Raw genomic sequence first — 2,844 nt, forward strand, 5'->3', positions numbered from 1 at the left:
TATTCGCAGATTGTTAATGGAGTTAGTAAATATTGGTAAAGCAGGCGTACCAACATTAATAAAAGTAATTAAGGATAGAAGAAAAAACTGGCAGTTTCGAGCACTTATTATTTATGTGATAGTAGAGGAGATAAAAGATGATAGAATAATTGAGCACTTAATAGAAATAGTGAATGATGAAAAGGAAGATATAGTAGTTCGTAACGAAATAGTTGGTTTATTGAATGAGAAATTCGGTAAGAACTTTCCAAATATTAAGATTTCAGATAAAGAGAAGGGAAAAATTGAGAAGGAAGTAAAGAAAGCAATTAATAGTATAGACAAGAAATGTAAGTTGATGATGAAAAATGATATAGATGATGTGTTAGTAAGTTTGATAATAGATGGAGAGATCGGGAGATTAATAAGAATTGGTAAACCTGGCATACCATTCATGATAGGAGTAATTAAGGATAAGAAAAAACATTGGTACTGTAGAATCAGGGTGTTTATAACAGGTTGTATTATAGGAGATAAGAGGGTAATTAAACCACTAATGGAAATATTAGAGGATAAGAGTGATGATAGTAGGGTTCGATCTGAGGCAGCATATAGATTGGCTAAAAATAATCTTGTTGGAGCTGAATATTTACTTGGGATACTAAAAGATGAAAGTGATACCTGTGTTCGAATTGAGATATTAAGAGGATTAGGAACATGTCTAAGGGATAAGAAGGCAATAGATGCATTAGTAGAGGCATTAGATGATGAGAATGAGATAGTTGCCGCAATATCCGTAGATGGATTAGGTTTTATTGGCGGGGAAAAGGTAGTAGAACCGCTAATAAATGCACTAAAGAATAATAGACATACTTTGGTTCGAGCTCGTGCAGCGGAGGCTTTAGGTAGGACAAAGAGTAAGAGGGCAATTGAACCGTTGATAGAAAATTTGAAGAAGGGTGATATGTGGGCGGCTGATGCATTGGGAGAATTAGGTAAAGAGATGAAAGGTAATGATAGGGATAGGATTGTGAAGGCGTTGATTGAAGGATTAGAAATATACAAAATAAATCTAGATAGTTTAAGCTGGGATATTGCTGCAAAAGCCTTAGGTAAAATAGGTGATAAAAGAGCAGTTGAACCATTGATAGAAGCTTTATGGGCAACAAAAGGTAGTTCAGACAGTTGGTTGATAATAAACGCGTTAGGTGAAATAGGCGATAAAAGGGCAATCGAACCTTTAGAAAAAGCATTACAAGATGAAAGATATAAGAATGCAATAATTAATATATTAGGTGCCTTATCACAACTTACGGGTGAAGATTATAAAAGCTTAAAGGCTAAATATAAAGTTTTAAGGAGGTAGAGACTATGTATAAGTCAGGTAAAGCTCAAATATTAGGATTAGCTATGTTTGTGATGTTAGTAAGTGTAGGGAGTTTATATGCTGGAAAAGGGCCAGATTGCGAGATGGGGGATGCTGTGTTTAGGCATAAAACAGAAGAGGCTTTGTTAGGTGTGGGATTCCATCATGCGGGAATTTATTTCTGTTCTCACTCAAAAGGTGATGAGGTCTATGTTGAAACAACTCCTCCATATTACATCAATATTACAGATTCTGACATCCAACATAGTGTAATTGAGGCAGTTGGGTATAATGGAACACTGAGCTGTCAGCCATTTATTAAGTCTTATATTAATTTCCCAGGGGGTTACAAGGGTGGATATAATAGTGGTGATTTAACTGCTCGCAAACGCAGACAGATCATTGCCACTGCTTGGGAACAGAAAGGGAAAAAATATGTTACTGGTAACCCTGAAAAAGAAGAGAAACCTGAAGATATAAAGAAACCAGGTGCATCTTTCCGTTGTGATGGACTTGTGGAATATTGTTATGAAGTGATTGGATATGAAGGTGAGACTGCAAAGGGCAATCGATGTATGGGATTCTTTGGTGATGGAAGAATGGGTGAAGAGAATGAAGAGAAGAATTGCTGGCTTTCTGGACTACCAGGGGCCCTTAAAGCTTTATGGGCAGCTTTTTTTGTCAAAAAAGATGCCTTCTACCCAAAAAGTTTAATGGTAAGGATGGCAAAAGTAGGTGGAAAACAGGTTGGTAAACCACCAGAAGTAACTGAGTTTAAGGTATATGATAAGAATGGTAAGGAAGTAAAACAGTGTAGTTTTGTAAGTGGCAAGCTTACAATAAAGGCAAAAGTTACAGATGGTAATGGTGGTTCAGGGATAGATAGAGTGGAGTTTTATTGGAGTCTGTCTGATTTAGTAGAGAAAAAAATTGGAACCAATGATGGGGATGCTGATGTAGGTACCATATCTACATGTGAATGGGAGCCGGGTTTGGCTTTTGCATTTTCTAAGTTGTATGTGAAAACATACGATAGAGCTGGTAACAAAACAGAAAAAGGTAGAAGATTCTGGCTTGGCTCACCTTACCATGTAGAAGAGCCCTTTGAAGTCATCATCGACAATGAGCCCCCACAGGTAGCCAGCACTAAACCGGCTAATGGCCAAACCAAGGTTTATCTTGGTAACCGCATTCGCATTACATTCTCAGAGGAGATGGGGACAGAGACAATTAATGAGAATACAATTCTACTTAATAATGGTGCTGTTGTTGGTTCTGTAAGCTATAACCCGGACATCAGAAGTGCATTTTTTACACCAACACAACCACTAAATATTGGCACTAATTATACTATTTTAGTCAAAAGTGGCGAAACTGGGGTAAAGGATTTGGCTGGTAATCCATTAGAGGTAGATTACACATCTTCCTTTACTACCGTAACTGATTTAATACCAGGTAAGGTCATAGAGGTGCCGGTATGTTACACCGATGAAAGCGGG

2 protein-coding genes are annotated in these 2,844 nt (G+C 37.2%); both read left to right on the top strand.

The genetic code is table 11. From position 1 onward, the window contains the following. Positions 1-1,345, top strand: a 1,345-nt coding sequence (locus tag AB1422_18670) for a HEAT repeat domain-containing protein (protein MEW6621324.1), incomplete at its 5' end; no start/stop codon positions are given. A 5-nt stretch (positions 1,346-1,350) separates the two neighbouring features. Beyond that, a partial coding sequence (locus tag AB1422_18675) for an Ig-like domain-containing protein (GenBank protein ID MEW6621325.1) occupies positions 1,351-2,844 on the top strand: 1,494 nt, incomplete at its 3' end.

This window comes from bacterium (assembly GCA_040757115.1).
Classification (GTDB): Bacteria; UBA9089; CG2-30-40-21; order CG2-30-40-21; family SBAY01; genus JBFLXS01.